Origin of the sequence: Streptomyces sp. AN091965 (assembly GCF_022698285.1) — a bacterium.
Lineage (GTDB): Bacteria > Actinomycetota > Actinomycetes > Streptomycetales > Streptomycetaceae > Streptomyces.
Window position 1 is genome coordinate 5,458,067 of sequence record NZ_JALDMY010000001.1, and the last position, 17,998, is coordinate 5,476,064.

Consider the following 17,998-nt stretch of genomic DNA (forward strand, 5'->3'; position numbering starts at 1 on the left):
GCGGGAGACGGGGGCAGGGCTGTTCCGGCCGGCCGGAAGGCCGCCCGGCCCACGGCGGGGCCGGGCCGTCAGGCCAGTTGGAACAGCGCCCACACCACCTTGCCGTTCAGCGCGCCCGCGAGCGGGTGCCAGCCCCAGCCGTCGCTGAACGAGTCCACCAGGAAGAGCCCGCGGCCCGACTCGGAGGCGAAGTCGTCGATGGTGTCACCGGCCTCGCGCGCCACCGGACCGTCGTCGCTGGGATCCCGTACCGCGCACACCAGGCGTGAGGTCCACCGCATCATGTGCAGCCGCACGGGCGAGTCCTCGCCGACGACGCAGTGCACCTCGGTGTGCGTCCTGTCGCCGGGAAGCGCGTGTCTCAGGGCGTTGGTGACGAGTTCGGAGACGACGAGCGCGATGTCGTCGAAGCGGTCGTCGAGCTCCCACGACGCGAGCGTCTTGCGAGTGAACTGGCGTGCGCTGCCCACGGCTTCGTAGCGGGCGGGGAGGGCGCAGGAAGCGGCGCTGGAGACCGCGGAGGGATCGAGCGGAGGAAGCCCCTGCCGTAATGGCTCGAGCATGGTTGATCCATTCGTCCCCATGCGAGGCACTCCCCGGTTTTCGCGGCTCGCGGTACAAAGCGATCGAACGGTGGCGCGGTCGGTACAGCTGGTCGGTGGAGCAGCGGCACAGAAGTGGCGCGCCGACCATGGTTCCGAATGCGTACAGCAGATGCAAGGGCAGATGCACGTGCACGCGCCGGACTTGACCGCTCCTAGGGCGCTTCTTGCCTATTTCTTCCTACGGTTTCTTGCGGAGACCTGCCTTACGCTTTCCCTTTCCGTAACCGAACGAGTACCGCCCGAAGCGTTTAATGGCAGACTGCGAGTCTCAACACCTTGGGGAGGACTGAGCGAAGTGACCGCTGGGGAGTCGAGCGGCTCGGTGGTACGGCGCATCCTGCTGGGCTCGCAACTGAGGCGCCTGAGGGAGGCACGCGGCATCACCCGCGAAGCGGCCGGTTACTCGATCCGCGCGTCCGAATCGAAGATCAGCCGCATGGAGTTGGGCAGGGTGAGCTTCAAATCCAGGGACGTGGAAGACCTCCTCACGCTCTACGGCGTCATCGACGAGGCCGAGCGCTCCGCGCTCCTCTCGCTCGCCAAGGAGGCCAACCTGACCGGCTGGTGGCACAGTTACTCCGACGTCCTGCCGGGCTGGTTCCAGACATATATCGGCCTGGAGGGCGCCGCGTCCCTCATCCGCGTCTACGAAGTCCAGTTCATCAACGGCCTGTTGCAGACGGAGGCGTACGCCCACGCTGTCGTCGAGCGCGGCATGAAGATCGCCGCGGGCAAGGCCGCAGGCCGGGGAGGCACCGGCCGCCCGGCCAAGGTGAGCCAGGCCGACGTCGACCGCAGAGTGGCCCTGCGCCTGGAGCGACAGAAGCTCCTCGTGTCCGAGCGCGCGCCGCAGTTCAAGTGCGTCCTCGACGAGGCCGCGCTGCGACGGCCGTACGGCGACCGGGAAGTGATGCGGGGTCAGATCCAGCACCTGATCGACATCTCCGAGCGGCCGAACGTGACGCTGCAGGTCATGCCCTTCACCTTCGGCGGACACGCGGGCGAGAGCGGCGCGTTCACGATGTTGAGCTTCCCGGAGTCCGATCTCTCGGACGTCGTCTATCTGGAGCAGCTGACCGGCGCCCTCTATCTGGACAAGCGGGAGGAAGTGGCCCAGTACGAGCGGGCGATGGCCGAGCTCCAGGAGGACTGTCCGAATCCGGCCGACAGTCGCGACCTTCTCCGTGGTCTACTCCAACTGACCTGAATCGTCAGTAGTATGACTGGAATTCAGGTGTCTGCTCATCCGCGGCAAGGGGTCCCGACTCATGTCCTTCTTCACCGATCTGGCTCACCAGTACATCGACGGTGAGTGGAAGGCCGGCTCAGGTTCCTGGGACATCATCGACTTCAACCCGTACGACGGGGAGAAGCTGGCGTCGATCACGGTCGCCACGGCCGACGAGATCGACCAGGCCTACCGCGCCGCCCAGCGCGCGCAGGAGTCCTGGGGCGCGACCAACCCCTATACGCGCCGCACGGTCTTCGAGCGCGCCCTGCGCATAGTCGAGGAGCGCGAGGCCGAGATCACCGAGGCGATCGTCGCGGAGCTCGGCGGCACCCTCGTCAAGGCGGGCTTCGAGCTGCACCTGGCCAAGGAGTTCCTGCGCGAGGCGGTGCACCTGGCGCTCGCCCCGCAGGGCCGGATACTCCCCTCGCCGGACGACACCAAGGAGAACCGCCTCTACCGCGTCCCGGTCGGCGTCGTCGGCGTCATCAGCCCCTTCAACTTCCCCTTCCTGCTCTCGCTGAAGTCGGTCGCCCCGGCCATCGCGCTCGGCAACGCCGTCGTCCTCAAGCCGCACCAGAACGCGCCGGTGCTCGGCGGCAGCCTGGTCGCCAAGATCTTCGAGGAGGCAGGGCTGCCCCCGGGCGTCCTGAACGTCGTGATCACGGACATCGCCGAGATCGGCGACGCCCTCCTGGAGCACCCGGTGCCCGGCGTCATCTCCTTCACCGGCTCGGACGCCGTCGGCCGCCACGTCGCCACGGTCTGCGCCCAGACCTTCAAGCGCTGCATCCTCGAACTGGGCGGCAACAGCGCGCTGATCGTCCTGGACGACGCGGACGTCGACTACGCGGTGGACGCCGCCGTGTTCAGCCGCTTCGTGCACCAGGGGCAGGTGTGCATGGCAGCGAACCGCATCCTGGTGGACCGCTCGCTGCGGGACGAGTTCACCGAGAAGTTCGTCGCCAAGGTCAAGACCCTGAAGGTCGGCGACCCCGCGGACCCGTCGACGCACATCGGCCCGCTCATCAACTCCTCGCAGGCGGAAGGCGTTTCCTCGCTGGTCGCGCAGACCGTCCAGGCGGGCGCCACGGCCCTGCTGCACGGTGCCACCGACGGCAACCTCGTGTCCCCTTCCGTCCTCACGGACCTGCCGGACGACTCCCCGGTGCTGCGCCAGGAGGTCTTCGGCCCGGTCGCGATCATCCTGCCGTTCGACGGCGAGGAGGAGGCCGTCCGCATCGCCAACGAGACGCCGTACGGCCTGAGCGGCGCGATCCACACCGGCGACACCGAGCGCGGCGTCCGCGTCGCCCGGCGCATCCGCACCGGCATGATCCACATCAACGACGGCACCGTCCACGACGAGCCGATCGTGCCGTTCGGCGGCGAGAAGCACTCGGGCGTGGGGCGCCTGAACGGCGAGTCGACCGTCGAGGCCTTCACCGCGCTGAAGTGGATCTCGGTCCAGCACGGCCGCTCGCGCTTCCCGTTCTGAGCGGGGCCGGAACTCCGGGCGCGCTTACGGCATCGCCCCAGACACATACCTAGGTGTGCGGACGCGCTTGCCCTCGCCCGTCTGGAGCGTGACCGTGCGCTCGGTCGCGCGGAAGCGCCCATCCCGCACGACGAAGCGCGCCGCGCCCTCCTCGAAGCGGCCGGGAGCGGCGAGTGACCTGGCAGGCCCCGTGGGAGCCCGCCGCCCTGGACGCGGCCACGGGGCATCTCAAGCGCGACCCCAGGAACGTGTCGGGCGCAGGGAGGTCTGACCCCGCACCCGTGCCGGAAAGCCCCCGGACCCTTGAGGACAGTAGTTGTCCGCGAGGGTCCGTAGCGTATGAGGTGTCGGAAAGCCCGGCGAGCACCCTTCGGGAGAGGCGGATCCCATGCCCACTCACGTCAACGCGGAAGCCCACGGCGACGAGCGCGGCGCGCTCCTGGCCTTCGTCGAGGCCCAGCGCGGCGGTCTGCGCCGCTCGGTGCTCGGCCTGGACGACACGCAGGCGGTCACCCGCCCGAGCGCCAGCGAGCTGACCCTCGGGGGCCTGGTCAAGCACGTCGCCGAGACCGAGCTGAACTGGCTGCGCATGGCCCAGCAGAAGCCCAACGAGCGCCAGCGGACCCAGGAGACCTGGGGTGAGAGCTTCCGGCTCGTCGAGGGCGAGACGCTCGCCGACACCCTCGCCTTCTGGGCCGAAGTGGCCGCCGAGACCGAGGAGTTCATCCGGTCCGTGCCGAGCCTGAACGACACCTTCCCGCTGCCCGAGGCGCCGTGGTTCCCCCAGGACGGTGCGGTGTCGATGCGCTGGCTGCTGCTGCACCTCGTCGAGGAGATCGGCCGCCACGCGGGCCACGCGGACATCATCCGCGAGAGCCTGGACGGCAAGACCGCCTTCGAACTGGTGGCGCTGGAGTCGGGCCAGTCCTGGGGCTGAGACGTCATGGGCCTCCCGGGCCGTACCCTAGTCAAAGTTGATGACTGTAAGCCGAAGGGTGCGGTGAATGTCGGCGATCCGGATGCTCGTCCTCGGGGCGGTCCACCAGCACGGGCGGGCGCACGGCTACCAGGTGCGCAACGACCTGGAGTACTGGGGCGCCCACGAGTGGTCCAACGCCAAGCCCGGGTCGATCTACCACGCGCTGCGGCAGCTGACCAAGCAGGGACTGCTGCACGAGCACGAGACCGCCCCGTCCACGGCGGGCGGCCCGCCCCGCACCGAGTACGAGATCACGGAGAAGGGCACCGAGGAGTTCCTGGCCCTTCTCCGTGCGGCCCTGACCGCCGTCGCGCACGACCAGAAGTCCGACGTGCTCTCGGCGGCCGTCGGCTTCATGGTCTTCCTGCCGCGCGAGGAGGTCGTCTCGCTCCTCAAGGAGCGGGTGCGCGCCATCGAGGACTGGCGCCACGGCGTCACGGAGTACTACACGCCCGAGGACGGCCCCGGGCAGCTCGGCCACATCGGCGAGATCATGAACCTCTGGGTCCACTCGGCCGACGCGGGCGCGGAGTGGACCAAGGGCCTCATCGAGCGGATCGAGAACGGCGCGTACGCCTTCGCCGGCGAGGGGGAGCCGTTCGTCGGGGTCCTCGGGGAGGGCGAGGAGAACCCGTACGCGACGGGGGAGAAGCACCCCGGAGACCGCCGCTAGCCGGGAGCGGCCCGTCGAGGCCCTCCCTTCCGTCCAAGTAATCAAGTTTGACTAACCCAACTCCAGGGGAGTACTTTCCTCTGCCTCACCCTAGTCAAACTTGACTAGGGTGCGTAGGCGGAGCCCGGAAGGAGTCGGATGACGGACGCGATCGTCCTGGACGGCGTACGGAAGCGATACGGCGAGAAGCGGGCCCTGGACGGGCTCGACCTGGTGGCGGGGCGCGGCACGGTGCACGGCGTGCTCGGCCCCAACGGCGCGGGCAAGACCACGGCGGTGCGCATCATGTCCACGCTGCTCACGGCCGACGAGGGCCGCGTGGAGATCGCCGGGTGCGACGCGCGGCGCGAGGCCGGGGAGGTGCGCCGCCGCATCGGCCTGCTCGGCCAGCACGCGGCGCTCGACGAGGAGCTGAGCGGCCGGCAGAACCTGGAGATGTTCGGGCGGCTCTACCACCTGGGTGTGCGGCGCGCGGGCGTGCGGGCCGAGGAGTTGCTGGCCCGCTTCGGCCTCGACGGCACGGGCGGCAAGGCGGTCAAGCGCTACAGCGGCGGCATGCGGCGCCGCCTCGACCTCGCCGCGTCGCTGATCACGGAGCCGGAGGTGCTGTTCCTCGACGAGCCGACGACGGGCCTGGACCCGCGCGGCCGCGCGGAGGTGTGGGACGCGGTGCGCTCCCTGGTGGGCGGCGGCACGACGGTGCTCCTGACGACCCAGTACCTGGAGGAGGCCGACCAGCTCGCCGACCGCATCTCCCTGATCGACAGCGGCAAGGCGATCGCCGAGGGCACGGCGGACGAGCTGAAGGCGCGCCTCGGCGGCGACCGCATCGACGTGGTCGTCCGCGACGGAGCCCAACTGGTGCGGGCGGCCCGGCTGCTCCCCGGCGACCCGGGCGACGTCACGGTCGACGCCGACCGCCGCCTGGCCAGTGCGCCCGTCGCGGACCGCATGGAGGCCCTGACGCGGGTCGTACGGGCGCTCCAGGAGGCGGGCATCGAGGCGGAGGACATCGCGGTGCGCAGACCGACCCTGGACGAGGTGTTCCTGCGCCTGACGGGACGCGCCGAGGCCGACGACCGCGCGAAGGAGACCGTATGAGCACGAGCACGAGCACGAGTACCCGACCGGGCGCGGGGGCGGGCACGGCCGTCGGCTGGGCCCTCGCCGACTCCTGGACCATGACCCGGCGCGAGCTCGCCCACTGGGCGCGCCAGCCCGTGCAGGTCGTCGTCGGCCTGGCCTTCCCGGTCATGCTGCTGCTGATGTTCAACTACCTGATCGGCGGCGGTAAGGGCGTCGAAGGGGACTACGTCGAGTTCCTCGTCCCCGGCATGTTCGCGCTGACCATGGTGTTCGGCCTGGACGCCACGATGGTCGCGGTCACCGGAGACCTCAACAAGGGCGTGGTGGACCGCTTCCGCTCCATGCCGATGACCAACGGCGCGGTCCTGGTGGGCCGTTCCGTCGCGGACATGTTCCAGTCCTTCGCCTCCCTCCTCGTCATGATGGGCGTCGGCCTCGCGATCGGCTGGCGCTGGCACGGGTCCCTCGGCGGGGCGGCGGGCGCGGTCGGGCTGCTGCTCCTGCTGCGGTTCGCGATGCTGTGGCTCGGCATCTACCTGGCGATGGTCGCGGGCAGGCCGGAGCTGGTGGTGGCCGTGCAGATCCTGGTCTGGCCGGTCGGGTTCTTCTCCAACGCGTTCACGGTGCCGGGGAGCATGCCGGACTGGCTGGGCGCGGCGGTGGAGTGGAACCCGATGTCGGCGACCGCCACGGCGGCCCGCGACCTGTTCGGCAACGCCCCCGCCTCCACCGCCTCCTCCTGGGCCACCACCCACGCCGACCTCCTGGCGGTCCTGTCCCCACTGGTCCTGGTGGCGGTGTTCCTCCCCTTGGCGGTACGCCGCTTCGGCGCACTGAGCCGCTAGCCGGGCGCCCCCGCTCCGTCGGCGCTCCGCGCGTTCGAGGAGCGGGGGTCTGGGGGCGGAGCCCCCAGGAATCGGGAAGGGGCGGGTCCGGGGCGCACCCGCGAGGGCCCGGCTCAGTGGTGGAACCCCGTAGCCCCGTCCCGGTCCCGGGTCAGCGGACCGGGCTGCTGCCGCAGGCCCGGCAGCAAACGCCCCAGGTCCTCCAGGAACAGCCCCGCCAGGTCCGCGGAGAACCCGTTGCGGCACACCACCCGCAGCACCGCCAGGTCCTCCCGGTGCGCGGGGAAGGTGTAGGCGGGCACCAGCCACCCCCGCTCCCGCAACCGCCGGGCCACGTCGAAGACGTCGTACGCGCGCACGTCGTCCGACGTCGTGAAGGCGAACACCGGCAGCTCGTCCCCGCGCGTGAGGAGCCGGAAGTCCCCGAGGTCCTCGATCCGTCCGGCGAGCCCCCGGGCCACGTCCCGCGAGGCCTGCTGCACCGCCCGGTACCCGGCACGGCCGAGCCGCAGGAACGTGTAGTACTGCGCGACGACCTGCGCCCCGGGCCGGGAGAAGTTCAGCGCGAAGGTCGGCATGTCACCGCCCAGGTAGTTCACGCGGAAGACCAGCTCCTCCGGCAGCTCGGCGGGCGTGCGCCACAGTGCCCAGCCGACCCCGGGGTAGACGAGGCCGTACTTGTGCCCGGAGGTGTTGATCGACGCCACGCGCGGCAGCCGGAAGTCCCACACGAGGTCCGCGTCGAGGAAGGGCGCGACCATCGCCCCGGAGGCCCCGTCCACGTGCACGGGGACGTCGAGCCCGGTGCGTTCCTGGAGCGCGTCGAGGGCCGCGCAGACGTCCGCCACGGGCTCGTACGAGCCGTCGAACGTGGACCCCATGACGGCGACGACCCCGATCGTGTTCTCGTCGCAGAGCGCGGCCGCGGCCTCGGGGGAGAGGTGGTAGCGGTCGCCCTCCATGGGGACCTGCCGCGCCTCCACCTCCCAGAAGGTGCAGAACTTCTCCCAGCACACCTGCACGTTCACGCCCATGACGAGGTTGGGCCGGGCCTCGCGGGACGGGTACCGGTCGGCGTTGCGCCGCGCCCAGCGCCGCTTGAGCGCCATGCCCGCGAGCATGCACGCCTCGCTGGACCCGGTCGTCGAACAGCCCACGGCGGCCGCCGGATCCGGCGCGTTCCACAGGTCGGCGAGCATGGCCACGCAGCGCCGCTCCAGCTCGGCGGTGCGCGGGTACTCGTCCTTGTCGATCATGTTCTTGTCCCGGCACTCCGCCATGAGCACGCTCGCCTGCGGCTCCATCCAGGTGGTGACGAAGGTGGCGAGGTTGAGCCGGGAGTTGCCGTCGAGCATCAGCTCGTCGTGGACCAGCTGGTACGCCGTGGAGGGCGGCAGCGGGTCCTGGGGGAGGCGGTGCTTGGGCGGGGCCTCGGTCATGCCCCCGACGGGGTTCGCCTCGCCGAAGAACGGGTTCACGGACAGCGGGCGCGCGTCGCCCTCGTCGGCGCCACGGTGCAGCGACATGGCGGTGCCTCCCGGAGGTCGGCTTCCGGGCTCCTCCACGCCCACCCCGGCCCTTGCGGCCACTGTAAGCGGACGGAACCGGCGCAACATCCGGAGGCATCCTGGGCTTGCACCTCACGCGACGTGAGGACCCAGGCTTGTCGGTGTCAGAAGGAAAGGAGACAGCGGTGAGCTACTCCGTCGGACAGGTGGCGGCCGTCGCCAAGGTCACGGTGCGCACCCTGCACCACTACGACGAGATCGGCCTCCTCGTGCCCTCAGGGCGCAGCCACGCGGGCCACCGGCGCTACGGCGACGCCGACCTCGACCGGCTCCAGCAGATCCGGTTCTACCGCGAGCTGGGCTTTCCGCTGGACGAGGTCGCCGCGCTGCTCGACGACCCCGACGCCGACCCGCAGGAACAGCTGCGGCGCCAGCACGGGCTGCTCACCGAGCGCATCGCCAAGCTCCAGGAGATGGCCGCCGCTGTCGAGACCGCCATGGAGGCGAGACGCATGGGGATCAACCTCACGCCCGAGGAGAAGTTCGAGGTCTTCGGAGACTTCGATCCCGACCAGTACGAGGACGAGGTCCAGCAGCGCTGGGGCGCCACGGAGGCGTACGCCGAGTCGCGCCGCCGCACGGCCGCGTACACGAAGGAGGACTGGAAGCGGATCAACGACGCCATGGACGCCCTGCACGCGCGCGTGGCGGACCTGCTCGACGCCGGCACGCCCGCCGCGTCCGCGGAGGCCATGGACGCGGCCGAGGCCCACCGGCTGCTGATCAGCGACAGCTACTACGACTGCTCGCACGAGATGCACGCGTGCCTGGGCGCCATGTACGTGGACGACCCGCGCTTCACGGCCACCTATGAGGCGATCCGGCCGGGTCTCGCGGCCTACCTGCGCGACGCGATCGCGGCGAACACGGCGCGGCACGGATAGCGCCCCGAGCGGCCGAGGGGGGCCGAGAGGGGGCCGAGGGGCGACGAGCGTGCGGGCCGTGCGCCCAGCGGGATTCGAGCGGTGGAACCTGTCGCTCCCGGCCCGCGTTGATAGCTTTGAGCGGCGTGGCCGAAGCCATCACTACGCACGGCCCGCCCCGCACCCCCTCCTCCATACGCCTCACACCCACAGGAGCCCGGAACCGTGCAGACGCTTGCGCTCGGACCAACCTGGTTGGATCCGGACTACCTGCTGAACCAGTTCGGTCTGTGGGGCCTGCTCCTCATCGTGTTCGCCGAGTCGGGGCTGCTCATCGGCTTCTTCCTGCCGGGCGACTCGCTCCTGTTCACCACGGGCCTGCTGATCACGACGGGCAAGCTGGACACTCCGCTGTGGCTGGCCTGCATCCTGATCTGCATCGCCGCGATCGCCGGTGACCAGGCCGGCTATCTCTTCGGCAAGAAGGTCGGCCCGTCCCTGTTCAACCGTCCGGACTCCAAGCTCTTCAAACAGGAGAACGTGGTCAAGGCCCACGAGTTCTTCGAGAAGCACGGTCCGAAGTCCCTGGTCCTGGCCCGCTTCGTGCCGATCGTGCGTACGTTCACGCCGATCATCGCGGGCGTCAGCGGCATGCGCTACCGCTCGTTCATCACGTTCAACGTCATCGGCGGCATCCTGTGGGGCGCGGGGGTCACGCTGCTCGGTGCGTGGCTCGGCAAGCACGAGTTCGTGCACAAGAACATCGAGGCGATCCTCATCCTGATCGTCCTCATCTCGGTGGTCCCGATCATCATCGAGTTCCTGCGGGCCCGCTCGCAGAAGAAGAAGGCGGCCGCCCAGGCCCCGGCGGCGGCCCCGGCCTCCCCGGCGGCCCAGGACGACACCTCCGCGAGCACCCCCGAGGCCGCGCGCCAGTACCAGCACCCCGGCCAGCAGCCGCAGTACCCGGGCCAGCAGCAGCACCAGCAGCACCAGCAGTCCTCGTATCCGGGCCAGTACCCCGACCAGTCCCAGTACCAGGCCCAGCGGCCGCAGTACCCCGGCGGTCAGTACCAGCAGCAGTACCAGCACCCCGGCCAGCAGCCCCAGCACCAGCAGTACGGAGGCCAGGCCGACCACCAGCAGTACGCCTCCCCCTACGAGGGCCAGCAGCAGTACCAGCAGCCCCAGCAGCCGTACCCCTACGACAACCAGTACGACAACCAGTACGGGAACCAGTACGAGGGCCAGCACGGCGGCCAGTACGCCGCCCCCTCGGACGGCCAGCAGTACCAGGCCCAGCAGCCGTACCCGCACCAGCAGGCCCCGCAGCAGCACCAGCAGGGCCAGTACCCGGGCCAGCAGCCGCAGCACCCCGAAGAGCCCCAGCAGGGCCACCCCCGGTACTGACCGGGCAGGACAGACGCTAGAAGCCGCGCGTCCGCTTGGCCGCGCGGCGCCCCTGTGCCTCCTGCGGCGGCCGCGGTCCCTTGAGGAAGAGCCGCGACAGCTCCCCGCCCAGGTTCACCCCTATCGCGATGGCGAGGGCGAGCGCCGCCGCCTTGGACAGCGAGGCGAGCCCCGGGTTGAGGTTGTTGCGGGCGATCTCCAGCAGCCCGAAGTACGTGGCGCTACCGGGAAGCAGCGGGCCGATCGCCGCCGTCACGAACGGCAGCGCGGACGCGAACCGGTAGCGCGAGAGCAGCTGCCCGAACAGGCCCACCAGCCCCGCCGCGACGGCCGTCGCGGCCACCGGCGAGATGTCCCCGGCCCGGGCGAGCGCCCCGAACACGACCCAGGCCACGCCGCCGTTCAGGGTCACGAGCAGCACGGTGGATCGTTCCTGCTGGAGCAGGATCGCGAAGGCGCAGCTCAGCGCCATGGACGCCAGGATCTGGAGCAACGGCCGGTCGGTGGAGTGGATCGACGTCTCCGGATTGAGCCCCGCGTCCAGCTGCACGCCCAGATAGAGCACGAGCAGGACGCCGCAGACGATCCCGACGATCAGATACCCGACCTCGAGGAGCCGGGCCGCGGCGGTGATGTAGTAGCCGGTCAGACCGTCCTGCACGCCCGCGACCAGGGCCCGCCCCGGGATCAGCGCGAAGAGACCACCGGTGATCACCGCGGAGGCCCGTACGTCCGGCAGGTCGAGGAGGCTGATCGCCACGCCCATCGCGGCGGGCGGCATCGCCGCCACCACGAACTGGTAGAACTCCGGAAGCCCGCGCCCGGCGCACAGCCACGCAAGGCGGTCGCCCAGCATCGCGCCGATCGCCGCCGCGACGAACACCACGACCCCGCCGCCCACGAGCACGGACGCGGCGCCCGCGAGCACCCCGCCCGCCGCCGTCAGGGCCCACCCCGGGTAGGGGTGGCGGTTGCGCCGGATCTCCGCGAGACGCCGGTAGGCCTCCTCCGGGGAGACGTCGACCTCTTCGGAGCTGATGTCGTCGACGAGCCGGAAGACGGCCTGCAGCCGCGTGTAGTCGGTGCCCCGGCGGCGTACCGTACGGGACGCCGTGACGGGGTCGTCGACGAGCGAGGGCTGGTGCGAGATGGCGATCAGCGTGAACGTCACGTTCGGCTCGCAGCGGTCCAGGCCGTACGCGCGCGTGACGGCGAACATTGCCGCCTCCACGTCCTCGGCGCCCTCGCCGCCCGCGAGCAGCAGCTCCCCGATGCGCAGCGTCAGGTCGAGCACGCGCGGCACGGCGGGCCCGGACTCGTCCTCGTGCCGCTGCGTGGCCTCGGGGGCCGGGCGCTCGGCGACCGGGGTGCGCAGCATCGTGCGCATCCGGTCCTGCCAGGGCGCCTCCTTGGTGAGCCGGACCACCGGCACACCGCCCGGCGGCGTGAAGGCGGGCGGCGACTGCCGTCCGTCGTACGCCTGCGGCGTGGTGAAGGCCGAGGACTCCTTGTCCTCGGGCACGACGGGGATTCTCAGCCCCGTGGGGATCGTGAACTCCGAGGACGGATGATCCTCCTCCGGCGCCGCCGTCTGCTCGACCCCGCCCACCGGGGCGAAGGCGCTGCGTGCCTCGTCCGACTGCGGCTTGCGGTCCTCGTCCTCCGGGTCAGCCACCGCTTCCCCTCGCTCCCTTCCATGCGCCTGCACCGGCGCGCCGCTCTCGCGGATGTGGTCACCCGCCGTGGGGGTGTCTCAATTGATCGTTGCCGTTTTCGCTCGTCTCAGTATGCGTCCGGGCACACGAACGGGCCGTGTGACCCCAGGAGGGGTCACACGGCCCGTTCGTGTACGTGAGGCTCAGTGGCCGCCGTTGCTCTGGAAGCGCTTGTACGAGGCCTCGATCTCGGCCTCGGCGTCGGCGCGGCCGACCCAGTCGGCGCCCTCGACGGACTTGCCCGGCTCCAGGTCCTTGTAGACCTCGAAGAAGTGCTGGATCTCCAGGCGGTCGAACTCGGACACGTGGTGGATGTCGCGCAGGTGCTCGACGCGCGGGTCGGAGGCCGGAACGCACAGCAGCTTGTCGTCGCCGCCCGCCTCGTCGGTCATCCGGAACATGCCGATCGCGCGGCACTTGATGAGGCAACCGGGGAAGGTCGGCTCGTCCAGGATCACCAGGGCGTCCAGCGGGTCGCCGTCCTCGCCCAGGGTGTTCTCGACGAAGCCGTAGTCCGCCGGGTAGCTGGTGGACGTGAAGAGTCGACGGTCCAGGCGGATACGGCCGGTCTCGTGGTCGACCTCGTACTTGTTCCGCGAACCCTTCGGAATCTCGATGGTGACGTCGAACTCCACGGGTGGCTCCTCCATGATCAGCACATACTTCGGGTGGTTAAGTGTCCCTCACGCAGATGTGTGATCGCGAAAGGGGCAGGTCGTCGTGGACGAGCGCATGACTCGGCGGTGGCTTCGGCGGCCGCTGCCGCTGCTGCGGCGGCTTGCCGTCGGGCCTGCCGGACAGCTCCGGACAGCCAAGACGTGGCAGGTCACGACGGGCTCCGCCGCCGTGGGCCTCGCCGTCGCGGCCGTGGCGGTCACCGCGGCCGGGCCCTGGGACTCCTCCGGTCAGCGTACGGCGGAGCGTCGCTCCGCCGCCTCTCAGGAAGCCGGGGGTGGCGCAGATCACCTCGGCTTTCCGGGAATGCGGGGCCCGCAGGCCGCTCCGAGCGCCCCGGCCGTGCTCGCCGGGCTCGGCGCCCCGGCCCGCGCGAAGCCGGGCGGCAAGTCGCTCTCCGACGTCCTGGACCCGGTCCTGAAGGACCGGGCGCTCGGCCCCGAGCGGGCCGCCGTCGTCGTCGACGTCGCCACCGGCAAGCGCCTGTACGGCGAGCGAGCGGGCGACGCCCTCACACCGGCCTCCACCACGAAGATCGCCACCGCGGTGGCCACGCTCACCGCCGTGGGCCCCGACCACCGGCTCACCACGCGGACCGTCCTCGAACCCGGCTCCCGGAAGGTCGTCCTCGTCGGCGGCGGCGACCCCACCCTGACCGCGCGCAAGGAGGGCCGGTACGTGACGGGCTTCGCCAGCCTGCGCGCCCTGGCCGACGACACGGCCCGCGCCCTGAAGAAGCGCGGCACCAAGGGCCGGGTGACGCTCGCCTACGACACCTCCCGGTACGCGGGCCCGGCGCAGCACCCCATCGGGCCGAACGAGAACATCACGCCGGTCAGCGCCCTCATGGTCGACGAGGGCCGCCTCGACGACTCCACCTCGGGCCCCGCCCCGCGCTCCACCGACCCGGCGGCGGACGCCGCGCGGAAATTCGCGGACCTGCTGCGCGAGCGGGGTGTCGACGTCCAGGGAGAGCCCGCCCGCGCCAAGGCCTCCCCGCGCGCGGGCAAGCTGGCGCGGACCTCGTCGCCCGCCCTCTCCGTGCTCGTCGAGCGCATGCTGACCCACAGCGACAACGACATCGCCGAGGCCCTCGCGCGCGAGGCCGCCCGGGCGAGCGAGCAGCGGCCGAGCTTCGACGGCGGCTCCCGGGCGGTCCGCGCCCGTCTGAAGAAGCTCGACCTCCCCTTGTCGGGGGCCGAGTTCGCCGACGGCAGCGGCCTCGACCGCGAGGACCGGCTCAGCGCGGACCTGCTCGCCGCGCTGCTGGCCCGCGCCGCCGACCGCGACCACCCCGAACTGCGCTCCGTGGTCACCGGCCTGCCCGTCGCGGGCTTCACCGGCACCCTCGTCGACCGCTACCCGAAGGGGTCGCCGGGCACGGGCCTGGTCCGCGCCAAGACCGGCACGCTCACCGGCGTCAACGCCCTGGCCGGCACGGTCGTCACCGCCGACGGGCGACTCCTGGCCTTCGCCTTCATGACGACGGGCACGACGGACGCGGTCGGGGCCCAGGCGGCCCTGGACGCCATGGCCTCGGCGACAGCCGCCTGCGGCTGCGCCCCGTAGCCGCGCTCACCGGCCCCGGCGCGGCCGGTGGGCCCGGCCGAAGGGCGCCCCAACCCGGTACGCGCGCGCGGCCGACCACGTACCGTTGACACATGACGAGCCTCGGTGGTGCGGAGATGGTCGACTGGAATCTCGCGGTGGCGACCGCGACCCGGCTCGTGCGGCCGGGCCCGGAGGTGAGCCGGGACGAGGCCCGCGCCGTGGTCGCGGAGCTGCGCCGGCACGCCAAGTCCTCGGAGGAGCACGTCCGTTCCTTCACCAGGATGGGTACGGACGCGACACATGACACACCCGTGCTCGTGGTCGACCGCGCGGGCTGGGTCCGGGCGAACGTGGCCGGGTTCCGGGAGGTCCTCAAGCCCCTCCTGGAGAAGATGAAGGACCGGCGCGGCGGCGGCCCGGGCGGCGCCGTCCTCGGTGCGGTCGGCGGCAAGGTGACGGGCGTGGAGCTCGGCATGCTGCTGTCCTTCCTCGCGTCCCGCGTCCTCGGCCAGTACGAGACCTTCGCCCCCGCCACCCGCGAGCTGCCCGCCGGGGCGAACGGCGGCGGCAGGCTCCTCCTCGTCGCGCCGAACATCGTGCACGTGGAGCGCGAACTGGACGTCGACCCGCACGACTTCCGCCTCTGGGTGTGCCTGCACGAGGAGACGCACCGCACCCAGTTCTCGTCCGTGCCGTGGCTGCGCGACCACCTGGAGAGTGAGATCCAGGCCTTCCTCGGGGAGACCGAGGTGGATCCGATGACCGTCCTGGAGCGCATCAGGGAGGCCGCGCAGAGCCTGGCGGGCGGCCGTCCGGAGGCCGAGGAGGACGACGGCGGCCGCTCCTTCGTCGACCTGGTGCAGACCCCGACGCAGCGCGAGATCCTGGCCCGCCTGACGGCCGTGATGTCCCTCCTGGAGGGCCACGCCGACTACGTGATGGACGGCGTCGGGCCCGGTGTCGTCCCGTCCGTCGGCGAGATCCGCGAGAAGTTCAAGGAGCGCCGCCAGCGCGGCGCGAGCCGCCTCGACCAGGCCCTGCGCAAGCTCCTCGGCCTGGACGCCAAGCTGCGGCAGTACCGCGACGGGGAGCGCTTCGTGCGGGCCGTCGTCGACGAGGTCGGCATGGACGGCTTCAACCGCGTGTGGACCTCTCCGAACACGCTTCCCACCAAGGCGGAGATCGCCAAACCAGCGGACTGGGTCGCGCGGGTGCACCGTAAGGCAGACTGAGCGAACAGATGCGGCCGACGGCAGGAGAACGCCCCCGTTATCACCCGTCCGAGGGACCGTGAGCCATGGGTAGGCGTGCAATGCTCGGGTAACGGCTCGGTTCTGTCACCATCGACACACTCTCAGTGACCGATTGTGTGGGGATCATGGGATCCGTACCTCGCGACCCCCACGCGAGGGCGCTGAGTGACAGCCCCGAGGCTCACCCCCCGAACTTCATGAAGGGAACCAACCGGAATGGGTCCCCATCCTGCGGTCGCGGCGATACGCCTGGCGGTCCGCCGCGTACTTCACGACGTACTGACCGACGTCGCCGCCCAGCGCGAACTCGACTCCCCGCACGCCCCCCACGCAGACGCGCACGCCTCCCCGACCTCACGCCCGACGCCGCCCGCACACGAGCCGCTCCCCTCGCCGCTCGTGCTCGTGGCGTGCTCGGGCGGCGCCGACTCCATGGCGCTCGCCTCCGCCCTCGCCTTCGAGGCCCCCAAGCTGGGCATCCGCGCCGGCGCCGTCACCGTCGACCACGGCCTCCAGGCGGGCTCCGACCTGCGGGCCGCCGAGGTCGTCGCGCGCATGACCGCCCTCGGCCTCGACCCGGTCGAGTCGCTCGCCGTTTCGGTGGGCCGCGGCGGCGGCCCGGAGGCCGCCGCCCGCGACGCCAGGTACGCGGCCCTGGACGCCGTCGCCGACCGCCACGGCGCCGCCTCCGTGCTCCTCGGACACACCCGCGACGACCAGGCCGAGACGGTCCTGCTCGGCCTCGCGCGCGGCTCCGGCATCCGCTCCCTGTCCGGCATGGCCGCCGTGTCCGGCACCCAGGGCCGCTACCGCAGGCCGTTCCTGCACATCGACCGGCAGACCGCGCGCAAGGCGTGCATGGTCCAGTCCCTGCCGGTCTGGGACGACCCGCACAACGCGGACCCGGCCTACACCCGCTCCCGCCTGCGCCACGAGGGCCTGCCCGCCCTGGAGAAGGCGCTCGGCAAGGGCGTCGTGGAAGCACTCGCCCGTACGGCCCAGCTGTCCCGGGACGACGCCGACGCGCTGGACGCCTGGGCCGCCCAGGCCGAGACGTCCGTACGCGACGCGAACGGACGCCTGGAGTGCGCGAAGCTCTTCGCCCTCCCGCCCGCGGTGCGCCGCCGCATCGTGCGCAGGGCGGCCATCGAGGCCGGTGCTCCGGCGGGCGCGCTGTTCGCCCGGCACATCGAAGAGGTCGACCGGCTCATCACCGGATGGCGCGGCCAGGGGGCCATCAATCTCCCGGGCAAAGTCGTCGCTCAGCGGCAGGGTGGCAGACTGGTGATCCGGCAAGGCTGACGCGGAAGACCGGTTGCAACTGATTCCAGCTGTTTTCCCGACTCTTCTCCGCGGGCCGGTGGGACGACCGAAAGTGATGCGGGTGGACGCGAAAGACATGGGCACCGACCTCCAGTCGGTGCTCATCACCAAGGAAGAGATCGACGCGAAGCTGGCTGAGCTGGCCGCGAAGATCGACGCGGAGTACGCGGGCAAGGACCTGCTCATCGTCGGCGTGCTCAAGGGCGCCGTCATGGTCATGGCGGACCTGGCTCGCGCCCTGTCCACCCCGGTCACCATGGACTGGATGGCGGTGTCGTCGTACGGCGCGGGCACCCAGTCCTCGGGCGTGGTCCGGATCCTCAAGGACCTCGACACCGACATCAAGGGCAAGCACGTCCTGATCGTCGAGGACATCATCGACTCCGGCCTGACCCTGTCCTGGCTGCTGTCCAACCTCGGCTCGCGCGAGCCCGCGTCCCTCAAGGTGTGCACGCTGCTGCGCAAGCCGGAGGCCGCGAAGGTCGCGATCGACGTCGAGTGGGTCGGCTTCGACATCCCGAACGAGTTCGTCGTCGGGTACGGCCTGGACTACGCGGAGAAGTACCGCAACCTGCCGTTCGTGGGCACCCTCGCCCCGCACGTGTACGGCGGCTGACGGCGCGCGACTTGCGCGGGGTGGCCCGGGCGGCGTAAGACGCCCGGGAACCCCCAGCCGTTTCCCGCCGTTGGAGCATGCGAAGGCGGGATTGCCAGCCGTCCCGTGCG

At 71.3% G+C, this 17,998-nt stretch carries 16 protein-coding genes; 12 read left to right on the top strand and 4 right to left on the bottom strand.

Features of this window, described 5'->3' with window-relative positions; translation table 11 throughout:
* Positions 1-68 precede the first annotated feature (68 nt).
* Complete coding sequence (locus MQV74_RS23130; protein ID WP_242720529.1) at positions 69-584, bottom strand: ATP-binding protein; 516 nt, start codon at positions 582-584, stop codon at positions 69-71.
* 316 nt (positions 585-900) lie between these two features.
* Here MQV74_RS23130 and MQV74_RS23135 point away from each other — a divergent pair, with 316 nt between their 5' ends.
* From MQV74_RS23135 to MQV74_RS23160, 6 genes are all read left to right on the top strand, one after another.
* Positions 901-1,812, top strand: a complete 912-nt coding sequence (locus MQV74_RS23135) for a helix-turn-helix domain-containing protein (RefSeq protein ID WP_242720531.1) — start codon at positions 901-903, stop codon at positions 1,810-1,812.
* A 61-nt stretch (positions 1,813-1,873) separates the two neighbouring features.
* Positions 1,874-3,331: an aldehyde dehydrogenase family protein gene (locus tag MQV74_RS23140; protein WP_242720533.1), complete on the top strand. Its 1,458-nt coding sequence runs from the start codon at positions 1,874-1,876 to the stop codon at positions 3,329-3,331.
* A 388-nt stretch (positions 3,332-3,719) separates the two neighbouring features.
* Positions 3,720-4,268, top strand: coding sequence for a DinB family protein (locus MQV74_RS23145; protein WP_242720534.1), 549 nt, complete (start codon positions 3,720-3,722; stop codon positions 4,266-4,268).
* Between the two features lie 67 nt (positions 4,269-4,335).
* Complete coding sequence (locus tag MQV74_RS23150; protein WP_242720536.1) at positions 4,336-4,983, top strand: PadR family transcriptional regulator; 648 nt, start codon at positions 4,336-4,338, stop codon at positions 4,981-4,983.
* A gap of 138 nt (positions 4,984-5,121) precedes the next feature.
* Positions 5,122-6,084, top strand: coding sequence for an ATP-binding cassette domain-containing protein (locus MQV74_RS23155; protein ID WP_242720538.1), 963 nt, complete (start codon positions 5,122-5,124; stop codon positions 6,082-6,084).
* Complete coding sequence (locus MQV74_RS23160) at positions 6,081-6,914, top strand: ABC transporter permease (RefSeq protein ID WP_242720540.1); 834 nt, start codon at positions 6,081-6,083, stop codon at positions 6,912-6,914. Before MQV74_RS23155 ends, MQV74_RS23160 begins: the two co-directional genes overlap by 4 nt.
* 113 nt (positions 6,915-7,027) lie before the next feature.
* Here the strand turns inward: MQV74_RS23160 and MQV74_RS23165 are convergent, their stop codons facing one another.
* Positions 7,028-8,440, bottom strand: a complete 1,413-nt coding sequence (locus MQV74_RS23165; RefSeq protein ID WP_242720542.1) for a glutamate decarboxylase — start codon at positions 8,438-8,440, stop codon at positions 7,028-7,030.
* A 167-nt stretch (positions 8,441-8,607) separates the two neighbouring features.
* Between MQV74_RS23165 and MQV74_RS23170 the strand changes: the two genes are divergently transcribed.
* Positions 8,608-9,366 (top strand): MerR family transcriptional regulator, encoded by a 759-nt coding sequence (locus MQV74_RS23170; RefSeq protein ID WP_242720544.1) that lies wholly within the window; start codon positions 8,608-8,610, stop codon positions 9,364-9,366.
* Positions 9,367-9,570: 204 nt separating this feature from the next.
* Positions 9,571-10,755 carry a DedA family protein gene (locus tag MQV74_RS23175; protein ID WP_242720551.1) on the top strand — a complete coding sequence of 395 codons (1,185 nt, stop codon included), beginning with the start codon at positions 9,571-9,573 and terminating at the stop codon, positions 10,753-10,755.
* 16 nt (positions 10,756-10,771) lie between these two features.
* On the opposite strand, the gene MQV74_RS23180 is transcribed toward MQV74_RS23175, so the two are convergent.
* Together MQV74_RS23180 and MQV74_RS23185 are read right to left on the bottom strand one after the other, a co-directional pair.
* The gene (locus tag MQV74_RS23180) at positions 10,772-12,430 is read right to left on the bottom strand and encodes a threonine/serine exporter family protein (RefSeq protein WP_242720553.1); all 1,659 of its coding nucleotides are present in this window, start codon (positions 12,428-12,430) and stop codon (positions 10,772-10,774) included.
* A 183-nt stretch (positions 12,431-12,613) separates the two neighbouring features.
* The gene (locus tag MQV74_RS23185; protein ID WP_138966881.1) at positions 12,614-13,105 is read right to left on the bottom strand and encodes an inorganic diphosphatase; all 492 of its coding nucleotides are present in this window, start codon (positions 13,103-13,105) and stop codon (positions 12,614-12,616) included.
* A gap of 97 nt (positions 13,106-13,202) precedes the next feature.
* On the opposite strand from MQV74_RS23185, the gene dacB reads away from it, so the two are divergent.
* From dacB to hpt, 4 genes are all read left to right on the top strand, one after another.
* Positions 13,203-14,714, top strand: a complete 1,512-nt coding sequence (gene dacB / locus MQV74_RS23190; protein ID WP_242729021.1) for a D-alanyl-D-alanine carboxypeptidase/D-alanyl-D-alanine endopeptidase — start codon at positions 13,203-13,205, stop codon at positions 14,712-14,714.
* A 92-nt stretch (positions 14,715-14,806) separates the two neighbouring features.
* Positions 14,807-15,928 (top strand): zinc-dependent metalloprotease, encoded by a 1,122-nt coding sequence (locus MQV74_RS23195; protein ID WP_138961095.1) that lies wholly within the window; start codon positions 14,807-14,809, stop codon positions 15,926-15,928.
* Positions 15,929-16,165: 237 nt separating this feature from the next.
* A complete protein-coding gene (tilS, locus tag MQV74_RS23200) occupies positions 16,166-17,251 on the top strand; it encodes a tRNA lysidine(34) synthetase TilS (protein WP_242720556.1) in 1,086 nt (361 codons plus the stop codon).
* A 76-nt stretch (positions 17,252-17,327) separates the two neighbouring features.
* Positions 17,328-17,888, top strand: coding sequence for a hypoxanthine phosphoribosyltransferase (gene hpt, locus MQV74_RS23205; RefSeq protein WP_030679974.1), 561 nt, complete (start codon positions 17,328-17,330; stop codon positions 17,886-17,888).
* Positions 17,889-17,998: the final 110 nt, after the last annotated feature.